Source organism: Enterobacter sp. 50588862, from assembly GCF_001462935.1.
Lineage (GTDB): Bacteria > Pseudomonadota > Gammaproteobacteria > Enterobacterales > Enterobacteriaceae > Enterobacter > Enterobacter bugandensis.
Genome location: NZ_LNHM01000025.1, coordinates 64,839 through 87,878, shown reverse-complemented (window position 1 = coordinate 87,878; position 23,040 = coordinate 64,839). Strand labels below are relative to the sequence as shown.

Below are 23,040 nucleotides of genomic sequence, written 5' to 3'. Positions count from 1 at the left end.
ATTTCATATGGAATAGTAAGTCGTGACATGTCACAAAGGCCGCCGAAGCGGCCTTTTTCATATCAGAACTCTGCTGTGTTTTTAGTGATGTACTGCGCGTGGGTGCGGATGTCGTTCAGGCATTTGCTGACGCCGACGATATAACTCACCATGGTAGTGAACTCCGCCGCCGCGCCGGAAACATCGTGCCCGTCATCCTGCATGCGGTTTAGCAGGTTCATCAGCAGGGAATGCTCAGCCAGGCCGAGAACGCCTTCAGGTGAATGGATATGCTCGCGGTAGCCTGGCTTCAGCGGGACGTTGTATTCCTGCTTCTCTCCCGACTTCATCGCTTCCAGTATCGCTGGCATAAAGCTGGCGACAACCTTCTGAGCTTTATCTGCTGGCGATAACTCTTCTCGAACGTAACGGCCGGTCTGGCGGATCTGCGGAAGCACTTCACCAGTGACCCATTTGCGGAAACGGTAGGCGGATGTTCCTTCAACTCCAGCCTTTCGGCACCTTAGCATTAGCCAATAGAGACCTGATTCGTTCACAACGCTTAACGACTGGAAACCTCCACGGGTCCGTATTGAATACGTACCCTTTTCATCGCTGTCTACTTTACGTAAAGCGACATCTACACTCTGGATTCCAAGGGCGCTACAAACATCCTGGGCAACGAAATAGGGGCGCTGGTCAATCATGACCATGCGGATGTTGACGGTGGATTCGAAAGAAAAGACGGTTGGTGCAGTTTGTGCTGACATAGTGATCACCTTTTTGATTAGGTTAATCACCACCTCTGAGACCAATCAGTTTGGTGGTGAGACGTACAGGGTTGGTCTTGCCGGTCACTATGAAACCCGGTGAGCCTTACGGCTCCCCTGCACGCCCCACCATAAAGATGTGCGTGTGTTTAGCGCATAAAAAAACCGCTAACGCGGTGTATGCGTCATAGTGAATTCCGGGAGACCAATCCCGGCACTGGATTTTGCCAGTGCCTGATTACTATGGCACAAGATTTATGCAATGTAAATTTACCGTAAAGGTAATGATTACATGAAATTTAGGTAATTACAAACCCTATCTGGTTTGCTTCTTCAGCTGCTCAGCGCAGTAATCAAGATGCATCTGCAGATCCTTCATGGACATCTGCGAGCTGGTGACATAGTTCACCAGGGCAGTCAGCTCTGCCATCGGGCCATCAACATTAAAGCCGTCCTCATTCAGCTGTCGCAGCAACGTCATCAGGTGTGATTCTTCAACAAGGGAGCGGACGCCTCCCGGCGTGTGTATGCGTTCGGCTAATCCTTTTTCCAGCGGGTGATGATACTGACGTTGCATCTCATGTTCTCCATGCAATTACTGTATGTATAAACAGTATCAGATGAGCTCAATCTTATCCAGCACGATATGCAAATTACCCCATCGGTAATAAGTTACCTGTTTCTTATTCAATCAATTCATATAAGGTTTGGCAGGTAATAAACTGTCCAGATGATGCACGCGCGCCGGGCGCTGCTTTACTGGAGACAGGCCATGACGGTATCAACCGTAGTTGACCATAACGATTACACCGGGAACGGCGTCACGACATCTTTCCCGTATACCTTCCGGATTTTCAAGAAAACCGATCTGACGGTTTCTGTAATCAACCTCGACGAAACCATTTCAGTACTTGTTCTTGATACGGACTACACAGTAACTAATGCCGGTGGTTACAACGGGGGGAATGTTGTACTGACTTCCCCTCTGGCATCCGGCTGGCAGATCTCAATCGCGCGAGATCTGGAACCTACCCAGGAAACAGACCTGCGCAACCAGGGCAAGTTTTTCGCAGAAGTTCATGAAGATGCATTCGATAAGCTGACGATGCTGATCCAGCAGGTAGGAAGTTTGTTCCGCCTGGCGCTACGGAAACCATCCAGCATTGCCAACTGGTACGATGCGCTAAACAACTACATCCGCAATGTGAAAGATCCTCGCGACCCGCAGGACGCCGCGACGAAAAACTACGTCGACACGTTGTCTGGTTCAAACAATTCCAGAACTCTGCGAACGCCTGAGCCTATCCCACAGCTTCCGGCTGCAGCATCCAGGGCAAATAAAATCATCGGCTTCGATAGCTCAGGGAACCCGGTTATGCTGGTGCCAGAATCCGGGTCAGCCTCTGATGTGCTGCTGCTTCTCCTTGCTGATGACGGCTACAAACGGATCCCGAGCATCTTCAGGGTCAATGCAGATGTACCAGTTGAGTCGTTTCGCTCAACCGGAATGACCGATCAGCAGGTAGTGCAGGCGGCAAATGATTATGCTGCATCGGTAGGGCGCAGGCTCATTTTTGAGGCCGGATTAACTTACCAGGTGGTAACCCTCAATTGCACGTGCGAATGGAGCGGACCGGCAACTATCAAGCGTCAGGCTGGCGTATCATCGACGCTGATCAACATGGCATCCGGTGCGCGTATTACAGGCAAGATGACCATCGATGGTAACAGCGCAAACTGCACTGGCTCAGCATCAAACGTCGTTATGAACGGGGTAAGCGGGTGCGTCCTGAATGATTTCTCTTCTATCAATGCCTGCGGCCACAACATTGAGATCAATAACTCTGTTTACAGCGATAACCGCCTGCCAAACAAAGTAAAAAATGGCGTGGTCAATGGTGCAGCAATCGGTCATGCCATCAGCCTATATAACGCGGCTAATGAGGTTCTCGAGGAACTTGAACTGATTAACGGTGGAGATGGGTTAAATGCATCAGGTAGCACACGCTCTATCAGGCCATTGATAATCAGTAAGGTAAATGCAAGGAAAAACAGAAATAACGGATTTGCTGTTAACTTCATCTCCACCGCTGATACGCCTGTGTATGACATGGTTAAATTCAGCGATTGTTTTGCCCGTGAGAATGGAGTTAATGGATTTGCTGTACAGAGCCATTACACGTCACTCACAAACTGCCAGGCCTACAAAAACGGAACAACAAAGGACCACCAGGGGTTCCTGTTTAATGCTAACGGCGTAACATTTAGCAGTCTTCTCGCTTTCCAGAACAAAGGTGTAGGGTTTGATTTTGGTGATTGTCGTAAGTGTGCTGGCTCAGGTCTGTTTGCAGAATCCAGCGGCTGGCATGGACTTGAAATAAACTCCTGTGAGGACATGGCTATCTCTGGTGTTGTACTGAATGATAGTTTCAAAGGGCAAGTTGACGGAGCGCTTCAGGCCGCCCTTATTATTCACAAAGGTAACGGTGGATATCCATTCCCTGGTGACAGCAAAAATATCTCCCTCAGTGCTGTAACAATCGGCAGTGGCGAGGGGCAGCGTTATGGCGTGTATGTTGATGCGGATTCGTACAATGTTGTAATAAACGGAGTGAACGCAAAAAATGCAGCTCTGTTAGAGGATATTTTCACAGCCTCTCCAAATGTAATTATTACTGGAAACACAACACGATGGGATCCATTGGGTGATGCCCGTGGAACATTAAGTGGCGGTTATATTCATATTCCTAGTGTCGCAAACACAGTCAGCGTCAATGGCTCTGGTAGTTGCGTTAATATCGCGATAGGAAACAACGGGGCATTCGTAAAAGACAGAACCGTAAGAATAAAGGCAGTTAGCGGGTTTACATTAGAGAACTCGGGAGGAACTCCAGGTGGCAACCTGTATCTTGGGGCATCCGTGGTGCTTACTGCTGGTCAAAGTATTCTTCTCTACTCTGACGGTAGTGGTGGCTGGGTAAAGTATAATGCCCTCAGCAACAGTGCTGGGGGCATTATAAACAATGTTGCAGTATTTGGTGACAGCACTGTAGATGGTTATGGCACTACCCCGTGGGTCCAGAATCCAATCACGCCAAACCATTACCACAACTCTGAATCTCCAATGGCTTGGGTATCTATGCTGGACGGAATAGTAGGTAAGAGGGTATTTAACAACGGATATTCAGGTAAGAGCATCATTGATGGTTGGGCTATCTCAAACATAACAAATTTAGTTTTTAATAACACAACAAACATAAACACAAAATATGTCATGTTAGTGTTTGGTCTCAATGATATTGGTCAGCCGAACTGGTCTACTTCATTGTATTCAAGCAAATATACAGAGTTGATTAATTTCGTAAAAAATCAAGGGTTAATACCGATTGTTGTGACCTCGGACCCAATCAGCAATGTGAATGATACATTTGTACAAAACACATTAGTGCCTTTGCAAAGGCAGATTGCTACAGATAATAGCGTTCAGTGCCTTGATCTTAATGCTGGCCTGGTTTCATGGTCTGACTATAAGTCAAACCAGCCAGACCAGATACACTTCAACAACACAGGGAACGCCAAGAAACGAGACCTTGCACAAACCTTCGTGCAATCATTACCTTAAAATTAAAGGGCCACTGTTAATTGGTGGCTCTTTTCATTTGCCTAAGGATCCTTACCGTGTAAAATAGCACAATGTAAATATATGATTACAAATTCAATAAGATGAGAAAACTAAAGTCAATACAGGCACTTAGAGCCATTGCTGCAATATTGGTTGTGATAGATCACGTCTTTTCAAGAGTAGAAGGGCTTAACCCTGGCTCAACATTTTTCAGTGAGGCTACATATCACTACCTTGGTGAAATTGGTGTTCAGGTTTTCTTCTGCATTAGTGGTTTTATCATGGTCCATACATCGAATGGGAGCGGGGGAATATCAGATGCGTTAGTTTTCTTGAAGAAAAGGGCCATCAGAATTTATCCTATTTATATCATTACGCTGCTCGTGTTTGTTGTAACTGTAAAACATTTTGCAGCCACCTATAACATAAATTTCTGGGTTGATATTTCAGACACAAACGTTTTTAAAAGACTATTCCTCCTGCCTACATTCATTTATGGTAATGGCTGGAATAATATTTTAATGCAGTCATGGACACTGGTTTATGAGGTATATTTCTATATGGTGTTTGCATTTTGCATGATGCTGGTATCTACAAAGCATATACCATTACTTGCAACATTGTTTATACTTTCTGTTATGTCAGTCGTGGTATTCACTGGAGGCAGGGAAGATTCGAATACTTCTACTTACATATTGAATGTTTTGGGTAGCAAAAACCTATTATTCTTTATTTTCGGAATGCTTGTTTCATTTGCAGAGAAACATGTTGCAAGAAAATTAATGTTAATTAACAACAGCGCTCTGTTTTATTCGCTGTCAGCAATCCTTATTTTAGTTTCAATTGCTCTGACAGATTATGTGTCAGTGTATGGGATAAGCATTTCCATACTGGCCCTTATGTATATATCAACTATTGTCGAGATTAATGGTGATAACCCAATAAACAAATTAATGGTATACCTTGGAGAGGCATCTTACAGCCTATACCTCGTGCACATTTTTGCTTATATAGCCTCACCATATTTTAATGTTCTTAATATTAACAACAATATTTATTGCTCTTTGATGTCAGTTGTTGCAATCATTCTTGGTTGTATCGTGCATTCTTTTATGGAAAAGCCGATCGTCACCTTGCTCAACAAATCATTTACTTATAAAGAAAGAAAAACAGCAGCATAAATTACCTCTAGGGTAATTTTGCTAAGAGTAATCCGATCAAATTTAATCCACATATGGTTTATTGTGTATGATGAACTCACCAACTAAGGGGGTTCATTATGCACATTAAACGGTGGTCACTATGGCGCATGTGCTGACAACGGAGTCAGTAAATCAGGGATTAAGCCTGACGGCACTGGCGTCCGTGTTCGTTGGTATACCGCCGGAGGTCGCGTTAGGTGCTCTGGCTGGTGCGGTAATTTTCGTTACCTCAGCAGTAGAGTACCCGATAAAGCGCCGGTTGCTCCTGGCGCTTCTCAGCTTCCTCTGTGGCGTTCTCTTCTACAAAGCGACAGCATCCATTCTTATCGGCGTTGCCAGCCTTATTCCCACGATTACACAGGACTCTTTCGAGAAGGGGATTGTGTTTTCTGCGGGGGCATTTGTCTCGGCTATCGTCGCTGTAAGAATCGGCATCTGGCTGTATCACCGTTCTGAAAATCCGCGCGACCTGATCCCGGGGAGAAAAGACGATGACCAGTCCTGATCTGCTTCTCATCCTGAACGCCGCTATCTGCGGCGGCATTGCAATCCGAGTCCTGCTTTTTCGCCGTGACGGGTCACGCCATCGCTGGTGGGGTGGATGGCTCGCCTACATCCTGATCGTCGTGGCTGCCAGCGTTCCTATCCGGACTTTCTACGGGTACTACGTCAGCGCAGACTGGTCAGAAGTCATCATCAAAGCCGTGTTCCTGGCTGCGCTCATCAAGACAAAAGGGAACGTGGTGCAAATTTTCAAGATAACGAGGTCCCAGCATGGACATTAAAAAATTCCAGCGCGCAGCTGGCATCAGTGAGGTGCTGGCCGCGCGCTGGTACCTGCATATCACCGCAGCCATGAAAGAGTTTGGCATCGAGCAACCGCTACACCAGGCGATGTTTATCGCGCAGGTGGGCCATGAGTCCGGCGGCTTCACCCGGCTGCAGGAGAACTTCAACTACAGCGTTACTGGGCTGGCAGGATTCGTCCGCGCCGGGCGACTAACCCAGGGCCAGGCTAACGCGCTGGGCCGTCGTGCTGGTGAGCCATCGTTACCGCTGGAGCGCCAGCGTGCGATCGCCAACCTGGTGTACAGCAAACGCATGGGGAATAACGGGCCGACAGACGGCTGGTTTTACCGCGGGCGCGGGCTTATACAGATCACCGGCCTGAACAACTATCGCGACTGCGGCAACGGCCTGAAGGTGGATCTGGTTAAGCAGCCTGAGCTGCTGGCGCAGGACGAGTACGCGGCCCGCAGCGCGGCGTGGTTCTTCGCTACCAAAGGTTGCATGAAGTACACCGGCGACCTGGTGCGCGTCACGCAGATCATCAATGGCGGGCAGAACGGTATCGACGACCGGCGCGCGCGGTATATCACAGCCAGCAAGGTGCTATCGGTATGATCTGGGCATTCGTTAAAGCGTACTGGAAGCAACTGTATATCGTCGCAATGGTTATAGTGTCGATTATTGCCTGCCGGGTAGCCTGGGTGAAGCATGGGGATATCCAGTACGACGCCGGATACGCGCAGGCGCAGTCAGACCAGAAACAGGCTGATGATGAGGCCAGGTCACAACGTGATCAGGAGAAAACACAAATTGAACGTGAAGCACAATCCCGTATCGATGTGGCGCGTGTTGATGCTGAGCATGCTAATACCGCTGCTGACGGCCTGCGCGCCGAGCTTGACAAAACCAAGCGACTCGCCGAACACTATACCGGATCTTTCCCCACTGGCACGCCAGCCAGCAAGGTCATCGGTGTGCTCGCCGACATGCTTGAAGAAAGCAACCGATCTTACATCTCAGCAGCAGAAGAGGCTGAGCGATATCGGTCTGCAGGACTCACATGCGAGAGGCAGTACGACTCCCTGAAAATGGGGCACTGATTTCTGGTGACGGTATATAAAGCGGTACGGTGAAAATCAGGTTTCGAAATGTTGTTATCAGTCAATTGGTTATGCGTGCCGTAAACAATTGAGTGGGAATGATGTATAGCTAGCTCATAGCTCATCATATCTATTCATTTTAATATCTAACCCTCTGTAATTGCAGAGGGTTTTTGTTTATATCTACTCATATCTATTCACTCTACACCACATTTTTCGTCGGTACAGGTGACGGTATTACCCGAAAGGTATACTCTCGTACCGACAAAAACATGGATGCATTACGGGTGAATTATGCTTACCGATACCAAACTGAAAAACCTGAAGCCGCAAGAGAAACTTTATAAGGTTTCCGACCGTGACGGCCTGTATGTCGCCGTGCTCACGTCAGGCTCTGTCTCGTTCCGCTACGACTACCGCATCAACGGCCGCCGGGAAACGCTGGTGATCGGCCAGTATGGGCGTGACGGTATCAGCCTGGCAGAAGCACGCGAGGAACTCATTGCCGCCAAAAAGTTGCTGAAGGCAGGCCAGTCGCCCGCTGCGGCGAAACGAGACGGTATTAAAAAAATACGCGGTGCGGAGACGTTTGCGGTACATACCGACGCGTACATGAAGCACGTCACCCTAGCTGACAGCACCAGAGCCATGAAGCAGGCGGTAATTGAGCGTGATATTTTCCCCGCGCTAGGCAATAAAGTGATGGAAGAAATAAGCACTGTAATGGTCAGAGACCTGTGCGATAAAATCCTGGCTCGTGGTGGCCGTGCAACTGCGGTGCAGGCCAGGCAAATAATTCACAGCGTCTATCGTTACGCTAACGATCGCGGGCATGGATATGTCAATCCAGCAGCATCTATAAATCCGACCTCGATAGCAATCTTCAGGCCAAAGGTGCGAACATTAACCCCTGAGGAAATTGGCACGCTGTTTCGCGCGCTGGATAAAGTAAGCACACTCCCTACCCTGAAACTTGCCGTTAAACTGGTGCTTCTAACACTGGTTAGAAAAAGCGAGTTCACACTTGCGACATGGAAAGAAATTGATTTCCGCAAGGGTACATGGTCGATACCTGCCGGGAGGATGAAGGCTGGTCGCGATCACGTAATCTATCTCTCCAGCCATGCTCAGGATCTAATGGTTGGACTTCAGATGTGCGCTGGCGGAAGTGAATACCTTTTGCCAGGGCGTTACGACATAACGAAACCGCTGTCTAACGCTGCGCTAAATTCTGTTATCGACCGGGCCATTGAAGTTGCAAACAAAAATGGCGAGGAGTTACAGCCTCTCTGTGTTCATGACCTGCGCAGAACTGGCAGCACGCTATTACACGAGGCAGGATATCCGTCTGACTGGATAGAAAAAGCGCTGGCTCATGAGCAGAAGGGCGTGCGCGCGGTGTACAACAAAGCGGAGTATGCCCGGCAGCGCGCCTATATGTTGCAGCAGTGGGCAGATATGGTTGATTCATGGATTAACGGGGAGCACACCGATCTGGTGCCGTTCTCCCCTTCGAAGTTTGAGAAGTGGATGGAGTCGCAGGATTAAGCGGCCTCCGCTTTTATAATGTCAACCGCGCATCCTGGCAGTAGCTGCACCGCCGGACCTTCGCACTGGTTGCCCCATACGTCAAAACCATGCGACGACTGCCGGGCGAATAGCTCGATGCGCGGCACATCACCTAGTAACTGAACCAGTTTTTCCCGTATCACGTCAGGCTTGCGCGAGTTCTCCAGGCGCGGCGCCGTGACGTGCTGGCAGATCGAGGCGTCCATGCGCGCCGGCAGTTTGCCTCGCACCGCAAACAGACAGTCTTCGCTGTTCGCCCTGGTCATGTGGCCCATTCCGATCGAGCTGTTGCCTTTGTGCTTGTTCGTCTTGTGCCAGGTGAATCCCTTCATTGTCATCAGGCGGAATCCCCACGCCTCGATAACCTTCAGCGCTTCAACCGGCTGAGTCGGAACCCACCACATAGCCAGCAGGCAATCTTCGGCAGCCAGATCCCAAACGGGCAGGCGGCAGATATCCAGTACGTTCATGACCGGGTATTTGAACCCGGCACCGCGGTTCCCGTCTGCTGCTTTGTCGCGGTATACCCAAGGCGGATCTGCGTAGATAAGAGTGTATTTTCCGGTCATGCTGCACCGCCTTTCACGAAAATTACCCAGTGGGTTTTGTCAGACTTTCCGGTGCGCTGCCAGATGACCGGCTTCTCATCGGTAAGCGCCAGGATATTGCTTACCGGGATCTGCGTTTCGTTCCATTTGAAGATGAGTACGCCGTGTGGCCACAACACACGAAATGCTTCTGCGAATCCTGCGCGCAAATCATCTCGCCACGTTTCTTTGTTGAGCCGCCCGTACTTTTTACCCATCCACGCTTTATCGCCGACGCGCTCGAGGTGCGGGGGATCAAATACGACGACAGGGAAAGTGTTATCAGCAAAGGGAAGGGCACGGAAATCTGCAATAAGGTCCGGGCTGATAACTAACTGGCGGCCGTCGCAAAGTTCATGCTGCTCGGAGCGGATATCACTGAAAACCGCGCGCTCGTCCTGCTTGTCGAACCAGAACATGCGTGACCCGCAGCACATGTCCAAAATCGTTGCGTCAGTCATGCTGCCACCTTCTTGCTGTTCATCAGCTCAGCCAGGCGCTGAGCCTTCAATGGGTTTCTGATAACCTGGCCGCCGGGTGCCAACCACCCGCGGCGCAGAGATGAATAAACCAGCGTGATACTGCCGACGCGGATATTGTCGTGAGGGTTAGTCATACACCACCCCGCGACATCCGATCCCGCTGTAGTCCAGGTGCGGGGTGCGGTTACCTTTGGTGATGCACTGCTGGCGGCGCACCGCGATACGGGCTCGCTCTACTTCTCCTACGGCCGCATCCAGGCACTGGAGCCAGAGGCGGGCCGCGATGCGGTAATGCCCACGGCGCTCGCGCTCGATGGCGCGGCTTTCGATCTCCATTGCTTCCGGGGTTACTGCCACCACTCTTTCAACACGGCGCTGCGAGACGTAGTCTTCGTGATAGCGCTCAAGCTTCGTCTTTTTCATTTGATCCAGACCTCTCAACTGATAACTGACGCTACCCACATCAGGTAGGCCACTATGGTCAGGCACAGATACACCTCTGACCATCTGTCGATATGCCTTCCGAGCGCCTTCATGCTGCTGCACTCACGGGGCGATACACGCGGCGGTCAACTGGCGGCTTTTTTCCGGTGAACGTCGCCGGACTTGCCGCCTTACGTTTATCCAGCCAGGCTTCAACTTCGCTCTGGTCCCACGCGCAGCGGCGATCGGTGATCCAGAAACGGGACGGGAATTCGCCAGCCTGTTCCAGGCGGTCAATCGTGCTCCATGACAGTGGCACCACCGCCAGGAGTTCCTTCTTACCAAATGCACCTTTCATAAATACCTCTCTTGGTTGCAGGTGTGGCGCCGTGGCGCCACGGTGGTGATTACATAGGGACTTCGTTCAGCTCATCGCGGCGGATGGTGTAAACGTCAGTGGCTTTAGCCAGTCGGTCATCATCGTTGGCGAGCTTTTTGGCAACGTATTTGTATGCGTTGTCCAGATCCTTCAGCGTGTTGTAGCCCATCGCTGCGTCAGTGAAAGCGCACAGAATTTCTTCCGGGTCGCGGTCATCGCTGCTCTTTGGTTTCTCTTCCTGGTGCTGCTCAGGCTTAGAGTTGATCAGCTTGTTCATACCGGATGCGGTGGCAGGAGCAGGCGTGATATCGCGCTCAACACGCGGTGCCGTCTCCTGCAATTCGTCAGGGGTATACACACCAAGCAGGACGTCAGGAGCATTAAGGCGAGCCCAGCGCTTAACGCACAGGTATGCGAGCTGCTGGCGAGGATCCTGCTCCCACAGAGGGGAGTTACGCACACCAGCCTGTGCCATGCTGATCGTCAGCTCGCGCGGCTCTGATTCCCCTTTTAGGGTCGCCCACACGGTTACGGTCAGGTTCGGCGACTTGTCGGTTTTCCCGCTGACGCGCGACCAGTCACCATCCCAGCGATAATTCAGACGTGTTGCCAGCAGATTGGAGGAAGACACAACCGCGTTAACCAGTTGCGCTTCATAGCCCAGCGTGCCGTTAACAACGTGAGTTTTCTGCGCCACGGCGAACGGGTTCATTCCCCATTGCGCCGCCTGCATGGTCACTGCCAGGCAGTCGGAAGGTTTGCCAGCAAGATGCGCCGGAACGGTAGCTTTACTGGCTGCCATCAGCTCTGCGAAGCGCACCAGTTGATTCATGCCTTCCGGGCTGAAGATTGCCGCAGCAGTGCCAACGGTAGCGCCAGGCTGCGATGTGATTGCGATGTCGTTGCTCATACGTACATATCCTGTTTGCGTGCCCACTCAGGGCGTTTAATAATTTCAAATCCACCCCAGTCGCCCGTTTCACGGCACTGGTGGAAGGTATTCAGATCCCGGCGGAACAGTGCGTGCCCGGCATCTACGTCCGGCGCATCCAGTTCGAACACACGAACCGGGTAGCGCCCGCAGTCGATGGTTTCGCTCACTGCCAGGAAGAAGAATCCGTGCGGCTCACCGGTAGTCTGCTGCGCGCCTTCGCGGTACATGGCGTCCTGAACGTGGTACCGGAATTCCTCGACGTGGCGGGCGAACCGCTCCATGTCCGCCACTTTCTTCACGTCCAGCAGCACCGGGTGATACTTCAGGCGCTTGTCCGGGCGTATGCGGCACAGCTCGCCAGTCTCCGGATCCGTCCAGTAATGCGATGCTTCGCAGAAACCTTCAGCTTCCAGAAGCCACCGCGCCGCCGGGTGTGCCATCGCGCTGTCGCGCATCAGTTGCAGCTTACGGCCCTGCTCAGCGTCCATTACCGTCATGCCCATTCCCGCAACATCATTCAGGAACGCAGCCTCATCCTCTTTGCCGGCGGTAGTGCGACGGTTGAACTGCGGCGCCACGATGAAACGCTTATCGAATTCTTCCGGCTCCAGCAGCAGGCAGTGCAGGGCGGTTCCCATGTCCAGCGCCTTCAACTTTTCGGTGTCGACCGGCGCGGATTTCTGCCACTGCAACAGGGCCGGGCTCAGCGCCACCATATCCAGCTGCGACTTACTCACGCCGTCGCCGGCGTGGTAATCCTCGTTGCTGATGTCGAAATAGATGCCAGGTTTCACGCCGCGTTCCTCGCCGTATCCAGTTGGTCAGCCAGATCCCACTTCGCGATGATGCTGGTCAGCGCGGCCTGGTATGCTGCGAGTGCCTCTTCGAATTCCGGGCTCATCATCAGCTCTTCGAGAATCTCGGTGCGCACGCCTTTGCGCTCCAGCTCGTAGAAAGGTTTCTGCAACTGGTGGTACTTGATGGCGTCGATCAGCTCTACCTGCCGCTCGTAATGCAACTGGCTCAGCTGGTAGTCGCTGTCGATGCTGGTCATGATTTTTTTCAGGTTATTAATCTGCTGAGTGTTCATGAGCACCTCAGTATTTAATTGTCTGACCGGAAACTTTTCCGGAAGCGAAAGAAACCAGGCATTTTTCAGCCCATTCAATTGGAATTCCCTGCTTCACCAGATCGGCAATAACCTGGCGATTGACGGTGCGGCGATGCTCTTTGTCAGCAGCGCGGCGCGCTTCTTCATCGGCGATGCGTTTCTGTTCTGCCAGGCGTGCAGCTTCCACTTCTTCCTGGTGGCGGCGCTCCGCTGCGATAGCAGCGTTCTTTTCCTGCTCGGCTTTTTCCGCAGCAGCTTTTGCTTCACGCTCTGCTTTCTGCTGGGCTTCAATTTTTTCGCGCTCTGCGCGTTCAGTTGCAGCTCTGGATTCAGCTTCACGGCGTGCAGCAGCATCAATCTCTGCCTGTGCTTTTGCTTCTGCATCACGCTTAGCCTGTTCAGCAGCTTCCCGGCGGATAGCCTCTTCATGCTCAAGGCGTGCTTTTTCTTCGGCCTCTTTACGCAGGCGTTCCAGCTCAGCAGCTTCATGCTCGCGCTTTTGTGCCACTGCCAGCGATGCTTCCAGCTGCTGAATGGTTGAGTCTTTAGCCACTCCAGCCTCTGCTGCACGTTCCTGCCATGTTTCATCAAGCACCACGGATTTAGCTTCCTGAATGCGAGCCTGTATATCAGCAGATGGCAGGTAGTTACCGGCGGTGTCGATCACGTCAGCCAGTGCACGCAAATCAACAAGACGCTGCTGCAGGGCTTCAGTGCGTGCCTTTTCCGCGTCTTCCCACTCGGTAAGAGGGCGGCGTACTTCATCGCGAAGCTGATCGCATTCAGTCACGAAGCGGCGCAGCTCGGCCTCAACCACTTTCGGTTGTTCCTTCAGGCGTTTCAGGTAATCACGGCCTGGCTTTTCAACGGCCGTTTTGCTGCGTGATACCTGGGCAGCCAGGGATGCGATACGGGCGCGGCCTTTTGCGGTGCTCAGGTCAGGAACCTCTTTGACGCCTTCACGGATCTGTTCAAGGAATTTATCAAGACCGTTTTCTACGTAGATGCTTGGCGCCAGGTCCGGCGCGATTTCGATGATTGCTAATTCACTCACTTGCTCACCCCCATATCCATTTCAGTTTTGAATGCCATCTTGGTGACAAACGCCCAGTTGATGGCCTCATGCAGAGTGCGGCACTTGGTGCTCATCAGCCCGCACGCCGTAACGCAGTACCAACCGTTGATGATTTTCCACTGCATAATTCGTTACCTCAGTGTTACCGTTGAGGTAATAATTATCCTTATATGGTTTGAAGTCAATAGGTATGATTATAAATAATTACCCTAAAGGTAATGATAAGGGCAATAAAAAAGCCGCTCAATGGCGGCTTAGTATCTGAAATGTATGGAGTTATTCTTGCGTTTTACCGTTCTGAACAATCACGAAATCGACGTAGCTCTCGATCTTACTTTTTTCGCTCTCAGGTAACAATGCGTAGCGGGCCCGGTCGTAATGGATGGTCGCCGGGTCGCGAGGATGGATGAGCAGCTCATAACCGCGACGCCCGAACGCGCTGGCGATCGCCTCCAGGGTGGAGATGGAAACGCTAACCTCATTGTTCAGCATGCGCTGGATTGTCGCCTGGGCAACTCCGGACGCTTTCGACACCTTGCCCTGAGACGACAGGTCGCGGTTGTTCTGCATCCACGCTTCGAGGTTATGCGCCGCCAGCTGGCCGATATCGGAAGGGGTGATCTCCTCCTGCGGTATGGCAACGGCAGATAATGAGTGGTCGATGTCCAGCCAGTTGGTTGGCTTGTTAGCCGCTTTCTCAATCTTGCGCGCTACCGTGTCGCCGACAACCTTCTGCCCTCGGGCCCAGCGGTTCACCAGGTTTGCCTGAGTTCCCAGTTTTTCCGCCAGACGAGTCTGCACCCCGTTAAAGTCACGGTCGATGATATCGTTAATATTCTGCCTGCGGATATCCTGAATACTTTTCATGCTCTGGTGAATCGCCTCATATATGAATTAGTTAGTGGTTCAATTAAAAGCGAATTTACCTCACAGGTAAATGCACCTCACAGGTAACAAACCTTGATTTTTATTACCTTCTGGGTGAATATTTGTTATCTGAAATTAATATCAGGCAATAGCTATGAGCGAGAACGAAAAATTCGACTTCAAAAAACACTGGTTGCAGCTCACTCCTGATGAGCGAAATGCCTTTGCTGACGAGGCCGGAACGACCAGCCACTACATCCAGACGCATCTGACAGGCCGTCGGAAAATGCCCGGTAAGACATTGATGAATGGGCTATTTAAGGCATGTAAGCAACGCGGGTGGGTCAGAACGAAGCCGGAACTGGCTATCTTCTTCTACGAATAAAACCTCTTTCAAACCCCCATCAGGCCGCCTTCTGGCGGTCTTTTCATATCTATTCAGTCCTCTCAGGTAATAATGATCCGAATATGGTTGATCTTTTTTCGGCCATCGCACAAAATCATCGTAACCATAACCAGAATCTGAGGTGAAGTGTGGAGATTATCACTCGTATGTCAGCTGCAAAGGCTGGACTGAAGCGTTATTACACCGGGAAACAGTGTAAGCGAGGCCATGACAGCGAGCGCTGGGTTTACAACGGCCATTGTGTGGAATGCACCATGGAGTCAAACCGCAGGCGCCAGGCTGAGATTAAACGGATTATGGATGAAGCTGCGAAAGGCAACGTGCCGGAGGTGATCTGATGGCGCGCATCCGCACAATTAAGCCTGAGTTCTGGACAGACGAGGATATGGCAGAGCTTTCAGAACCGGCATGCCTTTTAGCGATTGGATTGCTGAATTATGCCGACGATGAAGGGTACTTCAACGCCAACCCTAAACTGATAAAAGCGGCTGTATTTCCCATCCGTGAACCGTCCGTTCCTATTCCGGTACTGATACAGGAGCTTTCCAACTGTGGTTATTTGTCCATGTTTTCCACCTCAGATGGCAAGCAATTTGGGGCAATTACAAACTTCCTCAAACATCAGGTCGTAAACAAGCCAAAGGAAAGCAAAATCAAATGCTTACCTCTTATACCGTATGAGTACGGTACTTATACCGGACAAGTACCATTAGGAATGGATCAGGGATCAGGGATCAGGGAAAGTAAAACCCCTCTCTCTGCGCGCGAAGAAATTCAAATCCCTCCTGTTGTCGTTCCAGGTATCGGAGAACCGATCGGCAAATTCACCATGCATGAAAACTGGCAGCCGTCAGATGACTTTGTCATGCGCGCCAGAATGTGGGGGCATGCATTACCTGCTGACGGATACAAGAAATCTGATCTGATTGAATTCATCACCTACTGGATGGCAGAAGGCAATGTGATGCAACACGTGCAGTGGGAGCAGAAGTTTGCCCGGCTGCTGATGAACAGGAAAAAAAGAGCGGCAGGAAAGCGCGGTGACAGCTCTGACGATGACGTACCACACTGGAACAGCCCAGAGGGCTGGAAGGATTTCTTATGAGTAACGTATTCGCAGCAATTCAGAATCGTGATGCTGGTGCTCTGGCTCGCATGATGGGCCCTGACAATCATCATGACCAGCAGGACAACGTTGTAAACATGAGCGCCGAGCGTCTCGTCGATGCCCTGTTCAAGCAGCTTAAGCAGCTCTTCCCTGCGGCCGAGCAGACAAACCTGAAGACCGTGCAGCAGGAAACCGACGCGAAGCGCCAGTGGATCGCCGCATTTGCCGAAGGTGGGATCCGTACCCGCGAGCAGGTGTCGGCAGGCATGCGCCATGCCCGTGCCAGCGAATCACCGTTCTGGCCGTCTCCGGGTCAGTTCATCAAGTGGTGCAAGGACAGCAAGATGGTGCTGGGAGTGAGCATCGAGGACGTAATGGGGGAGTTTCACCGTTACGCCAAAGAGAAAAGCTTCCAGCCTGGCGGCCCGGAGCGGTTCCCGTGGCGCCACCCGGTCATGTACTGGATTGTGTGCGATACCCGCCGTGCGATGTACCAGCGCCAGCTGAGCGAGATTGAAGTCGAGAAGCATGCGCGCAAGCTGCTGGAGGAATGGGCTGCAAAAGTGGCGGCCGGTCACCAGATTCCGGATCCGGTTCTCAGCATCCAGGCGAAGCCAGAGCCGATACAAACGCCAGTGGACACAGGGGGTAGTGCGTACCACCCTCCCGGCAAAAGCTTCGGATGCATGCCGAACGCTGCCACCCTGGGAGGGCTGACACCGGCCCAGTGGCTGATGGAGGAATACCGGCGAGGGAAGGAGGCAGGACTCATCAGGTAGCACCAGCGCGGCAGCGCATTTTTTTACGCCTGACAATTACCTTGCAGGTAACAAAATATGCGCATAGCTATTGATTTTAACTCTAATGTGGATTTAAATTACCTAAGGGGTAAATCATGACAGCAGTTTTAGGGATTGACCCGGGATGCAGCGGCGCGCTGGTTCTCGTAACTGAACAGGGCGGCTACATCGACCACCTGGCAATGCCAACCATCAAGGTCGGCACAAAGTCCAGGGTGAACGGCGCAGCGGTGGCTGCATGGGTTAGGCAGTACGGAATCACTCATGCGTACCTTGAGCAGGTCGGTGCAATGCCCGGGCAGGGAACGGCAAGCATGTTCACGTTCGGGCATGCAGCTGGCGTAGCGGAGGGGATCCTTCAGGGTCTCAGCATTCCGTACACGCTGGTGACGCCGCAGGCCTGGAAGAAGTCAGCCGGGCTTATCGGCAGCGACAAGGACGCAGCGCGCAGCAGGGCTATTCAGCTTTACCCGGAACTCAGGGTGCTGGATGCCAAAGCGAAAGGCCAGGCCATTGCGGATGCGCTGTTAATCGCGAGGTATGGGATCGGCGTTAAATAACGATCCTTTTTGATATCAACGTAATCAATAACTTATACGGGTAAGCGGGGGTAAAGATGAAACCGAGTTATGAAGAATTGGAAGCCAGATGCGCGGCGCTGACTGCGGAAAGCTCGACTACAAATGAACGGTTACAAAGACTTATCCATATTATCAACAATGCCGACAACAGTTATTGCATGTGTGGAGAAGCAATGGAAACCCACACGCACGGTGGTTGTGGACACCCGACGGGAATGTTTGATTATCACTATGACAAGTGGCTGGAGTCAGTCAAGCAAACCCCGGCGACAGACTCTTTCCTGGCTGAAGTGCGTACCAACGCTATCAAATCCGCACTCAACGATTGTACGGAGTGCCTCGATAGGGATTGCATCATGGACTTGCTCGGTATCAGTTATGAAGATGCTGCACTCCGTGAAGCGGGTGCTATGGCACTGCATGATGCGTTACTTCGCAAAGGAGCGCAGTCATGAGCAATAAAACAAAAATCACTGGTGAGCGTTACGCATCAGATCACGGTCAGTATCTGAAAAGCGGAGGTGAGTGGTACGCGCTCATGACTGATCTGAAATGGCATAAGAAAGTTATGTATCCACGCGTTCTGGCCACCCTAAAACTAGTCGAAAGCAATGCGTCAATCAACGTGTGGGAGGCCGCCCAATGAGCAACATCGACAAACGCGCATTACGTGAAGCGGCTGAAAAGGCGACGCCGGGTGTATGGGTTTACCTCCCGAAAAATACCAGCATTGAATACGACTACGGTAGCGATGACTCTCAGGGCTCAGTCACCTACATGGATAGCGGTGATTTCACGCAAAAGCAGACTGATCTGAATGGAGCCTTCATCGCCGCAGCCAACCCCGCTAATGTGCTGGCGCTGCTGGATGAGCTGGAAGCAAAAGACGCGAAAATAGCCAACCTTACCGCCGAACTCGATGCTCTTCGTGAAGGCGCGCGGGCATCGCTTGAAGCGGAGGCTGTGGGTTACTTCGGAAGATTCGACGCGGATGACGAAGACCTGATCGACCAGTGCAGCCCAAACATCAGTGGAGCTTTCCCGCTCTACGCCGCCCCGCCAGCGCCGGTAGTGCCGGATAAAATTACATCGGCCAATGCGCCTGAAGTTTTCGAGATTGCTACTGAAGCTGAACGTCTTGGATTGCGGGGCGCCTATGCATCATACGCTGTTGGTTGGAACGCCTGCCGCGCCGCCATGCTTCAGGGTGCCGGTGAAAACTCTCCTGTGGTGCAGGATGGTTTACCCGCAGTATGCGCTGAGGCTTATCAGGTTGTTGGTGTCATGGCCGAGGCGCTTGGTGTTTTCGATGATGCGTCTATTCAGAAGGTCATGGACAACCTTGCACAGCAAAAACTTGTTCACTGTGATGTGTTGCCATTCTCCCTTCCAGCAGCACCGCAGCAGGAGGTGAAGTCGTGAACCGTAAATTCTGGCTAGTGTACCTGTTGATTATCGCTTCAGTATGTGTGTTCGTTGCTGGCTTTGAATTTAACTTCATAACATTTTCTGGTGTTGGGCTATTCGGAATGTTCATATCCGGGATTGTTATTGGCGACCACGGAGGAAGATTCGGATACTTCGGGGGCGATGATGCCTAACCCATTCGATTTCGTGATGTTCGTGCTGCTGGTCATCAGCGCACTTCAGGGCATGGGGTGGCTGCCATGGTGAGCAAGCTCAAACAGCGGCGCTTGCGCCGCCTTAAAGCGGATGTAGCCTGGTGGATGGCCGAAGCGCAGGACTGGAAGGATATCGCGCTGGAGCACGCAGTCGAGATAGACAGACTCAAAAAGCTGGTTATCCGCGTTCCGATGCCAGTGGTGGTGCCGGAGTCCGTGGCCGATGAACTGAAACTGAGAGAGGTTGGATGATGCATTTGTTTACTATGCCTAAATGGGCTGCGCTTATTTTGTCAGTAATTTTTGGACCGTTTATTACCGCCATAGTGATATCTATCCTCCTGCGTAATAGCGACTACAACATCAACGGGGTATTGGCTGGTGTCATGATTTGCATCTTCTGCAGGGAGGTGAAGAAAGTGTGGGGGAAATACAGAAATGGCTAACGTAACCCAGGAATCGCTGGCCGCCCGTATCGCGGAACTGGAATCCGGCCCGCGCTCGCTGAAGGAGGATTTTGCGCTGCAGGCGTACCGGATGCTGTTGCCTCATATTAGCGCAGACCCGAATGAGTTTACCGAGGTGTGCGGTCCGGTTTTCTATGATGCCGTCCATTCTCTGGACGCAAAGATGTACCACCTGAATATGGACGATGTTGCATTCGAAATTGACGGTGAGACGATCGCGCGCAGAACAGGCCCCAGAAGTCTTCACGAGTCTGAATCTTTTTACCTCAAGAGGAAATTTGTCGGGGTGAGCAATGGCTAAGACAGCAGCAGAGCGCAAAGCAGCGCAGCGCGCCCGCCAGGCTGAAGCCGGTGAACGCAAGCTGGAGCTGGTGCTCGACGAGCAGGAAATGGAGATGCTGGCGCGGAACTGCGCCGGGCGTCGACCAGGGCGCGACCCATACGAACTGAGCGAGTACATTGCTCTGCTGATCCGCCAGGATGATGCCCGGGTGCGTGGCCGCATCAAAGCTATCAGCGCCAACCAGTGCGGCAAGTGCGGCGACATCCTGCCGGTGAAGTCCTGCCCGTGCGCCGGTGATTCGGCTTGCTGGGTAACGCAGGGCTGGCATGAAACGAAACTTGCGGTGTGACAGGTCACAGCGTATTGACTAAATCCTCACATGATTATACTGTTTAAATGTACAGTATTTTTATGTGAGGTTCCATATGGGCTTTCCATCTCCGGCAACAGACTACGCAGAATCCCGCCTTACCATCACCAGCATGTGCGGCTACGACGGCAACTGTCGTACCATCGAGACGTCGGCGGGCTACGCAATCATCAACGTTTCCCTCAAACCACATCCGGGTGATACCGTGCTGATTTCGTATTGCGGCCGCACGGAATTCGCGGTCGTTCAGGGAAAGGCGCTGATCACTCCTGACGGTGAAGCACTGGAAGGCGAGGCGCTGGACGACACGACGGTGCACGGCGTGGTGACCCACTTCCTGAATCGCGCAGGCAATCAACGGCCAGACCCGATACCAGTCATGTAACATCTGCGCGGGCGTGATAGTATTACCTACATGGTAATAAAATTACTCAGGTGGTAATGATGCCCGCGACACCAAAAACCCACAAACGCAAATCAACGCAATATAAGCCTCTTACAGCGATGCAGGAGGCTTACTGCCAGTCCTACATTAAGACACCTGAAAATCAGTCTCAGGCGGCGATTGACGCAGGATTTTCGCCTAATACGGCAGCGGTCAAAGCCAGCGTGATGATGCGAGATGAAAGAATCCAGAAACGAATCGCTGAACTGATGGAGGAGCGCAACAAGCGCATGCGCGTCAGCGCTGATTACGTCCTAATGCGCCTGGTGGAAATCGACCAGATGGATGTGCTGGATATCCTGAACGACGACGGCAGCCTGAAACCGATCAGCGAGTGGCCGAAAATCTGGCGTACCACGCTCAGTGGGTTCGACCTGTCCTCAACCATCATGAACATGAACGAGGATTCGATAGAGACCATCCTCAAAAAAATCAAATGGCCTGACAAGGTGAAGAACCTCGAGCTCATCGGTAAGCACGTCGACGTCAACGCGTTCAAAGAGCGTCTGGAGGTTTCCGGCACCGTCACCATCGCCGACCGCATGGCAGCCGCGCGACGCCGCGTCAAAGAGCAGGCTGGTGGTGAAGAATGACAGCCGCAGCCATGTCGCCGGAAGAGCAGCTCGTCGAGGATATTGCTTCGTTCACGTATGACCCGCTGGGATATGCGCTGTATGCGTTTCCGTGGGGAGAAGAGGGCACAGAGCTGGCGCACGCCACCGGGCCGCGTAAGTGGCAGGCTGATGCATTCCGCGAGATACGCGATCACCTCCAGAACCCAGCGACGCGTCACCAGCCGCTGATGCTGGCCCGCGCATCTGGTCACGGTATCGGTAAATCTGCGTTCATCTCGATGCTGATTAACTGGGGCATGTCCACCTGCGAGGACTGCAAGGTGGTGGTGACCGCCAACACCGACAACCAGCTGCGCACCAAGACCTGGCCGGAAATCATCAAATGGTCGAATCTGGCTATCACGAAAGAGTGGTTCACCTGCACCGCCACGGCGATGTACAGCAACGATCCTGGCCACGATAAACGCTGGCGCGCTGACGCAATCCCGTGGTCTGAGCACAACACAGAGGCGTTCGCCGGGCTGCACAACGAGCGCAAGCGCATCATCGTGGTATTCGACGAAGCGTCCAATATTGCAGATCTGGTGTGGGAGGTTGCCGAGGGGGCGCTGACGGACGAAGACACGGAAATCATCTGGGTGGCGTTCGGGAACCCGACGCGTAACACCGGGCGTTTCCGCGAATGCTTCCGCAAATATAAACACCGCTGGAAGTGCGCGCAGATTGACAGCCGCACCGTGGAAGGAACGAACAAGCAGCAACTCCAGAAATGGGTGGATGACTACGGCGAGGACAGCGACTTCGTGAAGGTCCGTGTGCGGGGGATCTTCCCTGATGCTTCTGAGCTTCAGTTTATCCCGACCGGTCTGACCGAAGAGGCAATGAAGCGCGTCGTTACCGCTGCGCAGGTGGCGCACGCACCGGTGATTATCGGCGTCGACCCGGCTTATTCCGGCGTGGATGACGCAGTGATATACCTGCGGCAGGGGCTGCACAGCAAAGTCCTCTGGACAGGAAACAAGACCACCGACGATCTGATTATGGCGAAGCGTATCGCCGACTTTGAGGACCAGTACCAGGCTGACGCGGTGTTTATCGACTTCGGTTACGGCACCGGGCTGAAGTCCATCGGTGACGGCTGGGGCCGGACGTGGCAGCTAATCCCGTTCGGCGGTGGCTCGACCGACCCGCAGATGCTCAACAAGCGCGGCGAGATGTTCAACAGCTGCAAAACGTGGCTTAAGTTGGGCGGCGCGCTGGACGATCAGGAGACTGCCGATGACCTGTCTGCGGCAGAGTACAAAGTCAGAGTGGACGGCAAGATCGTCATTGAACCGAAGGAAGATATCAAAGAGCGCCTGGGTCGCTCGCCGGGCAAGGGTGACGCGCTGCTGCTGACGTTTGCTTTCCCGGTCACGAAGCGCCTACGCATTCCTGGGCAGGAGAGCAAACAGGGTAAGGCAGTTACGGATTACGACCCGTGGAAATAATAAA

General features: G+C 52.3%; 35 protein-coding genes. 22 read left to right on the top strand and 13 right to left on the bottom strand.

Going from position 1 to position 23,040, the window contains the following annotated elements; genetic code table 11:
- Positions 1-62: 62 nt before the first annotated feature.
- Positions 63-749, bottom strand: a complete 687-nt coding sequence (locus APT89_RS12060) for a BRO-N domain-containing protein (protein WP_060572442.1) — start codon at positions 747-749, stop codon at positions 63-65.
- 316 nt (positions 750-1,065) lie between these two features.
- Positions 1,066-1,326 (bottom strand): hypothetical protein, encoded by a 261-nt coding sequence (locus tag APT89_RS12055; RefSeq protein ID WP_060572440.1) that lies wholly within the window; start codon positions 1,324-1,326, stop codon positions 1,066-1,068.
- 195 nt (positions 1,327-1,521) lie between these two features.
- Between APT89_RS12055 and APT89_RS23835 the strand changes: the two genes are divergently transcribed.
- The 7 genes from APT89_RS23835 (at position 1,522) to APT89_RS12020 (ending at position 9,010) form a co-directional block, all read left to right on the top strand.
- Positions 1,522-4,371: an SGNH/GDSL hydrolase family protein gene (locus APT89_RS23835; RefSeq protein ID WP_082632952.1), complete on the top strand. Its 2,850-nt coding sequence runs from the start codon at positions 1,522-1,524 to the stop codon at positions 4,369-4,371.
- A gap of 101 nt (positions 4,372-4,472) precedes the next feature.
- The gene (locus APT89_RS12045) at positions 4,473-5,552 is read left to right on the top strand and encodes an acyltransferase family protein (RefSeq protein ID WP_060572438.1); all 1,080 of its coding nucleotides are present in this window, start codon (positions 4,473-4,475) and stop codon (positions 5,550-5,552) included.
- 121 nt (positions 5,553-5,673) lie between these two features.
- Entirely contained in the window at positions 5,674-6,078 is a 405-nt protein-coding gene (locus APT89_RS12040) for a putative holin (RefSeq protein ID WP_047344980.1), read from the top strand.
- Positions 6,065-6,358 carry a phage holin family protein gene (locus tag APT89_RS12035; protein WP_060572436.1) on the top strand — a complete coding sequence of 98 codons (294 nt, stop codon included), beginning with the start codon at positions 6,065-6,067 and terminating at the stop codon, positions 6,356-6,358. Before APT89_RS12040 ends, APT89_RS12035 begins: the two co-directional genes overlap by 14 nt.
- Positions 6,348-6,977 carry a glycoside hydrolase family 19 protein gene (locus APT89_RS12030; protein ID WP_060572434.1) on the top strand — a complete coding sequence of 210 codons (630 nt, stop codon included), beginning with the start codon at positions 6,348-6,350 and terminating at the stop codon, positions 6,975-6,977. Before APT89_RS12035 ends, APT89_RS12030 begins: the two co-directional genes overlap by 11 nt.
- Positions 6,974-7,462 carry a DUF2514 family protein gene (locus tag APT89_RS12025; protein WP_060572432.1) on the top strand — a complete coding sequence of 163 codons (489 nt, stop codon included), beginning with the start codon at positions 6,974-6,976 and terminating at the stop codon, positions 7,460-7,462. The genes APT89_RS12030 and APT89_RS12025 overlap by 4 nt, the downstream gene beginning before the upstream one ends.
- A gap of 294 nt (positions 7,463-7,756) precedes the next feature.
- On the top strand, positions 7,757-9,010 hold the full coding sequence (locus APT89_RS12020; RefSeq protein WP_060572522.1) for a tyrosine-type recombinase/integrase: 1,254 nt from the start codon (positions 7,757-7,759) through the stop codon (positions 9,008-9,010).
- On the opposite strand, the gene APT89_RS12015 is transcribed toward APT89_RS12020, so the two are convergent.
- The 11 genes from APT89_RS12015 to APT89_RS11975 form a co-directional block, all read right to left on the bottom strand.
- Complete coding sequence (locus APT89_RS12015) at positions 9,007-9,600, bottom strand: MT-A70 family methyltransferase (RefSeq protein ID WP_060572520.1); 594 nt, start codon at positions 9,598-9,600, stop codon at positions 9,007-9,009. The two genes, APT89_RS12020 and APT89_RS12015, sit on opposite strands and share 4 nt — an antisense overlap.
- Complete coding sequence (locus tag APT89_RS12010; RefSeq protein WP_060572518.1) at positions 9,597-10,079, bottom strand: class I SAM-dependent methyltransferase; 483 nt, start codon at positions 10,077-10,079, stop codon at positions 9,597-9,599. The genes APT89_RS12015 and APT89_RS12010 overlap by 4 nt, the downstream gene beginning before the upstream one ends.
- Positions 10,076-10,234 carry a DUF1317 family protein gene (locus APT89_RS23405; protein ID WP_066019140.1) on the bottom strand — a complete coding sequence of 53 codons (159 nt, stop codon included), beginning with the start codon at positions 10,232-10,234 and terminating at the stop codon, positions 10,076-10,078. Before APT89_RS23405 ends, APT89_RS12010 begins: the two co-directional genes overlap by 4 nt.
- Entirely contained in the window at positions 10,227-10,523 is a 297-nt protein-coding gene (locus APT89_RS12005; RefSeq protein WP_032634921.1) for a PerC family transcriptional regulator, read from the bottom strand. Before APT89_RS12005 ends, APT89_RS23405 begins: the two co-directional genes overlap by 8 nt.
- A 109-nt stretch (positions 10,524-10,632) precedes the next feature.
- The gene (locus tag APT89_RS12000; protein ID WP_032634922.1) at positions 10,633-10,881 is read right to left on the bottom strand and encodes a helix-turn-helix transcriptional regulator; all 249 of its coding nucleotides are present in this window, start codon (positions 10,879-10,881) and stop codon (positions 10,633-10,635) included.
- 49 nt (positions 10,882-10,930) lie between these two features.
- Positions 10,931-11,812 carry a RecT family recombinase gene (locus APT89_RS11995; protein ID WP_060572516.1) on the bottom strand — a complete coding sequence of 294 codons (882 nt, stop codon included), beginning with the start codon at positions 11,810-11,812 and terminating at the stop codon, positions 10,931-10,933.
- Positions 11,809-12,630, bottom strand: a complete 822-nt coding sequence (locus APT89_RS11990) for a PD-(D/E)XK nuclease-like domain-containing protein (RefSeq protein WP_060572514.1) — start codon at positions 12,628-12,630, stop codon at positions 11,809-11,811. The genes APT89_RS11995 and APT89_RS11990 overlap by 4 nt, the downstream gene beginning before the upstream one ends.
- The gene (locus APT89_RS11985) at positions 12,627-12,926 is read right to left on the bottom strand and encodes a hypothetical protein (protein ID WP_060572512.1); all 300 of its coding nucleotides are present in this window, start codon (positions 12,924-12,926) and stop codon (positions 12,627-12,629) included. Before APT89_RS11985 ends, APT89_RS11990 begins: the two co-directional genes overlap by 4 nt.
- 7 nt (positions 12,927-12,933) lie before the next feature.
- Positions 12,934-14,001, bottom strand: coding sequence for a hypothetical protein (locus APT89_RS11980; RefSeq protein WP_060572510.1), 1,068 nt, complete (start codon positions 13,999-14,001; stop codon positions 12,934-12,936).
- Positions 13,998-14,147: a hypothetical protein gene (locus APT89_RS24450; RefSeq protein ID WP_192841526.1), complete on the bottom strand. Its 150-nt coding sequence runs from the start codon at positions 14,145-14,147 to the stop codon at positions 13,998-14,000. The genes APT89_RS11980 and APT89_RS24450 overlap by 4 nt, the downstream gene beginning before the upstream one ends.
- Before the next feature lie 151 nt (positions 14,148-14,298).
- Entirely contained in the window at positions 14,299-14,889 is a 591-nt protein-coding gene (locus APT89_RS11975; RefSeq protein ID WP_060572507.1) for a helix-turn-helix domain-containing protein, read from the bottom strand.
- Positions 14,890-15,043: 154 nt separating this feature from the next.
- Here APT89_RS11975 and APT89_RS11970 point away from each other — a divergent pair, with 154 nt between their 5' ends.
- The 15 genes from APT89_RS11970 (at position 15,044) to APT89_RS11895 (ending at position 23,036) form a co-directional block, all read left to right on the top strand.
- Positions 15,044-15,274, top strand: coding sequence for a hypothetical protein (locus APT89_RS11970; protein WP_032634928.1), 231 nt, complete (start codon positions 15,044-15,046; stop codon positions 15,272-15,274).
- Positions 15,275-15,423: 149 nt separating this feature from the next.
- On the top strand, positions 15,424-15,633 hold the full coding sequence (locus APT89_RS11965; RefSeq protein ID WP_032634929.1) for a hypothetical protein: 210 nt from the start codon (positions 15,424-15,426) through the stop codon (positions 15,631-15,633).
- Positions 15,633-16,400: a DnaT-like ssDNA-binding domain-containing protein gene (locus tag APT89_RS11960; RefSeq protein WP_060572505.1), complete on the top strand. Its 768-nt coding sequence runs from the start codon at positions 15,633-15,635 to the stop codon at positions 16,398-16,400. Before APT89_RS11965 ends, APT89_RS11960 begins: the two co-directional genes overlap by 1 nt.
- Positions 16,397-17,182, top strand: coding sequence for a replication protein P (locus APT89_RS11955; RefSeq protein WP_060572503.1), 786 nt, complete (start codon positions 16,397-16,399; stop codon positions 17,180-17,182). The genes APT89_RS11960 and APT89_RS11955 overlap by 4 nt, the downstream gene beginning before the upstream one ends.
- 116 nt (positions 17,183-17,298) lie before the next feature.
- On the top strand, positions 17,299-17,763 hold the full coding sequence (locus APT89_RS11950) for a crossover junction endodeoxyribonuclease RuvC (RefSeq protein WP_060572501.1): 465 nt from the start codon (positions 17,299-17,301) through the stop codon (positions 17,761-17,763).
- A gap of 56 nt (positions 17,764-17,819) precedes the next feature.
- Positions 17,820-18,239, top strand: coding sequence for a hypothetical protein (locus APT89_RS24595; RefSeq protein WP_239689086.1), 420 nt, complete (start codon positions 17,820-17,822; stop codon positions 18,237-18,239).
- On the top strand, positions 18,236-18,430 hold the full coding sequence (locus APT89_RS11940) for a hypothetical protein (RefSeq protein WP_060572499.1): 195 nt from the start codon (positions 18,236-18,238) through the stop codon (positions 18,428-18,430). Before APT89_RS24595 ends, APT89_RS11940 begins: the two co-directional genes overlap by 4 nt.
- Positions 18,427-19,206, top strand: coding sequence for an ead/Ea22-like family protein (locus tag APT89_RS24590; RefSeq protein ID WP_060572497.1), 780 nt, complete (start codon positions 18,427-18,429; stop codon positions 19,204-19,206). Before APT89_RS11940 ends, APT89_RS24590 begins: the two co-directional genes overlap by 4 nt.
- A 129-nt stretch (positions 19,207-19,335) precedes the next feature.
- Positions 19,336-19,458 (top strand): hypothetical protein, encoded by a 123-nt coding sequence (locus APT89_RS24710; RefSeq protein ID WP_275077726.1) that lies wholly within the window; start codon positions 19,336-19,338, stop codon positions 19,456-19,458.
- On the top strand, positions 19,452-19,658 hold the full coding sequence (locus APT89_RS11925) for a hypothetical protein (RefSeq protein ID WP_192841525.1): 207 nt from the start codon (positions 19,452-19,454) through the stop codon (positions 19,656-19,658). The genes APT89_RS24710 and APT89_RS11925 overlap by 7 nt, the downstream gene beginning before the upstream one ends.
- 186 nt (positions 19,659-19,844) lie before the next feature.
- The gene (locus tag APT89_RS11915; RefSeq protein ID WP_060572493.1) at positions 19,845-20,174 is read left to right on the top strand and encodes a hypothetical protein; all 330 of its coding nucleotides are present in this window, start codon (positions 19,845-19,847) and stop codon (positions 20,172-20,174) included.
- Complete coding sequence (locus APT89_RS11910) at positions 20,167-20,505, top strand: hypothetical protein (protein WP_060572490.1); 339 nt, start codon at positions 20,167-20,169, stop codon at positions 20,503-20,505. The genes APT89_RS11915 and APT89_RS11910 overlap by 8 nt, the downstream gene beginning before the upstream one ends.
- A gap of 76 nt (positions 20,506-20,581) precedes the next feature.
- Entirely contained in the window at positions 20,582-20,911 is a 330-nt protein-coding gene (locus APT89_RS11905; protein ID WP_060572489.1) for a hypothetical protein, read from the top strand.
- Between the two features lie 56 nt (positions 20,912-20,967).
- Positions 20,968-21,564, top strand: coding sequence for a terminase small subunit (locus APT89_RS11900; RefSeq protein ID WP_072201735.1), 597 nt, complete (start codon positions 20,968-20,970; stop codon positions 21,562-21,564).
- On the top strand, positions 21,561-23,036 hold the full coding sequence (locus tag APT89_RS11895) for a hypothetical protein (RefSeq protein WP_060572484.1): 1,476 nt from the start codon (positions 21,561-21,563) through the stop codon (positions 23,034-23,036). The genes APT89_RS11900 and APT89_RS11895 overlap by 4 nt, the downstream gene beginning before the upstream one ends.
- Positions 23,037-23,040: the final 4 nt, after the last annotated feature.